Below are 5,181 nucleotides of genomic sequence, written 5' to 3'. Positions count from 1 at the left end.
TCATCAGTTTAAAGCACAGATAGTGACGATTATCCAAAGCTTCTACACGCAATAGTTAAAAAATATAAAACTTATTAAATCCTAGTAATAAAAATTATATTTGTTGATTAACACTTTTAATATGTTAATAACTCAAATCTTACATGTCATCATACTAAATATAATTATCGTTTAAGAAAATACAGTGTCCAAAAAGAATTACGTATTAATATCAGCAATTATAACTGTTACATATCTCTTGCCCTTTTTATTATCTCCCTATAATTTTATGGACGATTTTTATAGAAGTGCAAATGGAGATTTAGTTACTTGGTATCAAAATGCTAGACCTTTTTCAGTATTTTTCTTTCGGATACTAAGTGGATCGATTTTCCCATCCGATCCATATCCATTTTCGTTCTTGTTTTCTTTTGTTACGTTATATTTTACGTTGAGATATACTACTGATCAAATTATCTCCGAAGACAATTTTCTACTCAAGCTTTCTATATTTACGTTACTTTTATGTAACCCGTTTTTTTTACAAAATCTATCTTATAAATATGATTGCGTTATGATGGTCATGAGTATTTTTTGTGCTTGTTTTTTTGTCTTTAAAAAGAAATCAAACAATAAAACAGTTGATTATACATTAAGATGCTTAATCATTTTTTCTTTATTTTGTTTCTATCAGTCTGCTTTATCCCTAGTTTTTGGATTGATGGCTATCAAAATGTTAGGCGATGTAGATAACAATAAATTTTCAATCACAATTCGCGAGGCTTTTTATAGTGTAATTTGTATATTTGTTACTTTTTTGATTTACAAGAGTTTAATTGCTAATTTTATGTTGACTGAAGGGTTTATTGAGGCTGGAAAGATATTACCGTTTGATGGTTATTTTTTAAGTCAACTCTTCGATAATTATCAGGGTTACTTTAAACTACTATCTCTCTTTTTGTATAAGAAATACATTCTAATTTCGATTTCCATAGTAAGTTTATTTTGCTTGCTCACCATTATTAAAGATTGTGTTGATAAGAATTATAAACGGATTTTAGTTTTATTTATTTCAATTCCGTTATTAGGTGTTTCTTTAACGAGTTGTAATATTATATTGTCTTCGCCTATGTATCACATGCGCGAAATGATTGGGGTAAATGCTGTTTTTGTATATATATATTTGTTTATTCGCAAAAACGAATATATTACGAGAATTATATTGTGTTTGCCTATTAGCTTTTTGTTAGTGAATTTATTATTATCATCTGCGATATGTAATTTGAAACGTATCGAGTATGTAAAAAATGAATTAGTTATTCAAGATATTGTTAGATCAATTAATTATTTTGGTGTTGAACAGGCCCAAGGCATTGCGTTTATTAGCGATGATTTACAATCTCCAGCAAAAAAAATTATTTTGAAAAATTATCCATTGTTAGAATATTTTTTTGATCACAATACTTTTTTAAATCCATGGTATGCCAACGGAATAATAAATGGCGAATTTTATCTTCACAAAATTATTACAGGTGAAAGAGCAACCGATTTTCCGAATAATGTAAAAGTTTTGCGTAGTTGTTATACCGAAACTGCGCTAAAGGGTGTCGTTTTATATGTAAAGGTGGGTTCATATTGCAACAGTTTGCCTCAAAATTACAATGCTGGTATTTTTTAGTTAAACCCATTTTTAAATTATCAAGATAAAAAGCAACATCTAATTTGTTTTTTAACTTAATTTGTTTTTATATGTATACTACAAGGTTATTCTTGAAATTCTTTTAAATAAGATGAATATATTATAATTTTTTACAGGATTTTGTTAAATGCCCAAATATCGTTCACATACTTCTACTCAAGGTCGTAATATGGCTGGGGCTCGTGCATTATGGCGGGCGACTGGAATGAAAGATGGGGATTTTAACAAGCCTATTATTGCTGTGGTGAATTCATTTACTCAGTTTGTGCCAGGCCATGTGCATTTAAAAGATTTAGGCGATATTGTTGCTCGTGAAATTGAGGCAGCAGGGGGCGTTGCAAAAGAGTTTAATACGATTGCTGTCGATGATGGGATCGCGATGGGACATGATGGCATGCTATATTCTTTGCCCAGTCGTGAAATTATTGCAGATTCAGTCGAATATATGGTGAATGCACATTGTGCAGATGCGATGGTTTGTATTTCAAATTGTGATAAGATTACGCCAGGTATGTTAATGGCTGCGATGCGTTTGAATATACCAGTGATTTTTGTTTCTGGTGGTCCAATGGAGGCTGGAAAAAGTAATGTTTCAGATCGTAAGTTAGATTTGGTTGATGCGATGGTTGTCGCTGGGGATAATAGCGTTTCTGATGCACATGTTGCCGAATATGAACGTTCTGCTTGCCCAACTTGCGGATCATGTTCTGGGATGTTTACAGCGAATTCCATGAATTGTTTGACTGAAGCTTTGGGATTATCTTTTCCTGGTAACGGAACCATGTTAGCAACTCATAAAGACCGTGAGTTATTATTTAAACGTGCAGGAAGTCGTATAGTTGAATTATGCAGACAATATTATGAGCAGGGGGATGATAGCATTTTACCCCGTTCAATTGCACAAATTGTTTCTTTTGAAAACGCTATGACATTAGATATTGCAATGGGTGGATCAACAAATACCATTTTGCATTTATTAGCCATTGCACAAGAAGGTGAAGTTCCATTTACTTTGGAAAATATCGATCGTTTGTCCCGTCAAATTCCACAGCTTTGCAAGGTGGCGCCCAACACTCAAAAATACCATATTGAAGACGTACATCGTGCAGGTGGAATTTTTTCTATCTTGGCTGAGTTGGCCAAAGGTGGTTTGATTGATACAACGGTAAAAACTATTCATTTTGAAGTATTAGGTGAGGCGCTACGCCATTGGGATATTACAAGTAGTAAAGAGGAATCTGTTTTACAGTTTTATAAAGCAGCACCTGGTGGTGTCCCGACACAGCGAGCATTTAGCCAAGATAAGCGTTGGGAGAGCTTAGATACCGATCGTAAAGAGGGGTGTATTCGTAGCGTCGAACATGCTTATTCTCAAGATGGTGGTCTTGCAGTCTTATACGGTAACATTGCCGAGGCTGGGTGTGTGGTGAAAACTGCAGGTGTGGATAAGTCTATCTTGACTTTTATAGGCAACGCCAAAGTGTTCGAAAGTCAAGATGCTTCTGTTGAAGCAATTTTAAGTGACCAAATCGAACCTGGTGATATTGTCATTATTCGCTATGAAGGACCAAAGGGTGGGCCAGGTATGCAAGAAATGTTATATCCCACCAGCTATTTGAAATCTAAAAATCTTGGCAAATTGTGTGCGTTATTAACCGATGGTCGTTTTTCAGGCGGAACCTCTGGGCTTTCGATTGGGCATGTATCCCCAGAAGCGGCATCTGGGGGAGCCATTGGGTTGGTTCGGGATGGAGATAAAATCATTATTGATATTCCTAATCGTTCTATTCAACTTGATATCTCTGACGCAGAGTTACAACAACGCCGTGCAGAGCAAAATCAAAAAGGTTGGAAGCCAGCGAAGCCTCGTGCTAGAAAAGTCAGTCTTGCGTTAAAAGCCTATGCCATGATGGCAACTAGTGCTGATAAAGGTGCGGTAAGAAATAAAGAGCTGTTTACGTTATAAAATAAATAGCATAATTGTATAAAATACAATTATGCTATAAAGCTTACGGAATAATTTCTTTTACAAAAGGAGGGTGATGGATAGTGTTAAATGAAAATACTTCTTTTCTGCCAATTTTAGGTAATTTTAATGGTCCGTTTGCTTCAGATGGTCAATGTTATGATATGAGTCATAGCCCAGAACGCGTGTTATCGATGCCTATTACCGCATACGATGCTCAACGATTTCAAGAGTTTGAATTGGGCTTAAGAGCTTATGATGTGAGAAGGATTATAAGAAATACTGCTGCTGTAGATGGAAAGGAGAGTGGAAAAGCCATCATGCAGGCTCGGACTTTAAAGATTTGCACCATTGAGAATGCTTATCTTGTTATAGCTCCTGAATTATATGGTGTTATTGTTCAAAATGACTATCAGATTATTGGTCCTCCTTCCTGTTTTAGAAATCGTATAATTGATAGAGAGGGTTGTATAAAAAATATTCCATTTCGAGATAAATTGGATGATGTTTTTGTAGGTTGCGATGCAGCCTCTACCAATTATTATCATTGGTTATTATATGCAATTTCAAAAACACAGTTTGCAAATTCTATATTGCCATCTGAAACGCAGTTAGTTCTTCCATCAAGAAGTAGTCTGTTTGAAAATAGACAGCCTGCATATAGTTTATCAACTTATGAACAAACACTTGCGCTGAGTGGTTTAAAAGATCGCGTTACTTTATTAGATGTGGGTATTTATCCAGTTAAAAAGTTATCTTATTGTTGGCATATTCCAGATTTTAAGCCTGAGTTGTATTTGCTTTTTTCTGAAGTCTATTCTTTATTTGATAAATTTGATGTGCCTAATATGCCTGAATTACCAAAACGCATTTATATAAGCCGCGAAAAGGGGCACGATAGTAGAGTTAATAATGAAGAAAAAGAAATAATAGAGCGTGTTTTACAAACCAAAGATATCCAAAAAATATGTTTAGAAGATATGGATTTTATTACGCAAGTTGCCCTTTTTAGACAGGCAGAATTTGTAATGGCTCCTCATGGTGCAGGTTTAGCAAATATGGTTTTTGCTCGCCCAGGAACAGCTTTGTTAGAATTTAACCGTCAATTTGAACAGCCCTATTTAAGAAATTGTTTTTATCTAATCACGGCTATGAAACAGCAACCCTATAGTTATTTTAATTTATCAAAAGATCAATTAACAGAGGATTGTTTATTGCAAGCAATTGATCGATTAAAGCCAAATTGGTGGTTGGGATGATCATCGTTTTCTAACTTAAAATCTCGTATTGGTATTGAATCTTACAGGGAATTCAATCCATGTTATCACCTTGAAAAGGTGGCTGTCCTACGATTTTTGAAGGAAACTAATAAAGAGGTAACGGCATAGCCGTGAACTGTATGTTAAGATTTATAGGATATTTATTAATTATACGCAATCATTATGATAATGATTGGCGTCCCGTACGGGATTCGAACCCGTGTTGCCGCCGTGAAAGGGCGATGTCCTAGGCCTCTAGACGAACGGGACAGAGGCAA

The 5,181-nt window shown here is 34.8% G+C and carries 3 protein-coding genes and 1 tRNA gene; 3 read left to right on the top strand and 1 reads right to left on the bottom strand.

Annotated elements, in window-relative coordinates; genetic code table 11:
* The first annotated feature begins 184 nt into the window (after positions 1-184).
* The 3 genes from PQG52_RS11315 (at position 185) to PQG52_RS11305 (ending at position 4,903) form a co-directional block, all read left to right on the top strand.
* The gene (locus tag PQG52_RS11315; RefSeq protein WP_271829588.1) at positions 185-1,657 is read left to right on the top strand and encodes a glucosyltransferase domain-containing protein; all 1,473 of its coding nucleotides are present in this window, start codon (positions 185-187) and stop codon (positions 1,655-1,657) included.
* Positions 1,658-1,805: 148 nt separating this feature from the next.
* Complete coding sequence (gene ilvD / locus PQG52_RS11310; protein ID WP_271829587.1) at positions 1,806-3,644, top strand: dihydroxy-acid dehydratase; 1,839 nt, start codon at positions 1,806-1,808, stop codon at positions 3,642-3,644.
* 83 nt (positions 3,645-3,727) lie between these two features.
* Positions 3,728-4,903, top strand: coding sequence for a glycosyltransferase family 61 protein (locus tag PQG52_RS11305; protein ID WP_271829586.1), 1,176 nt, complete (start codon positions 3,728-3,730; stop codon positions 4,901-4,903).
* Positions 4,904-5,097: 194 nt separating this feature from the next.
* Here the strand turns inward: PQG52_RS11305 and PQG52_RS11300 are convergent.
* A tRNA-Glu gene (locus PQG52_RS11300) sits at positions 5,098-5,173 on the bottom strand.
* Between the last annotated feature and the right edge of the window lie 8 nt (positions 5,174-5,181).

Origin of the sequence: Commensalibacter communis, from assembly GCF_947179105.1 — a bacterium.
GTDB classification, from domain to species: Bacteria; Pseudomonadota; Alphaproteobacteria; order Acetobacterales; family Acetobacteraceae; genus Commensalibacter; species Commensalibacter communis.
Note: the sequence above shows the minus strand (reverse complement) of the source record. Positions and strands in the feature narration are given on the sequence as shown.

What these genes read in the sequence shown, in the direction of transcription:
- ilvD (WP_271829587.1), top strand. Translation starts at nt 1,806, where the DNA reads ATGCCCAAATATCGTTCACATACTTCTACTCAAGGTCGTAATATGGCT.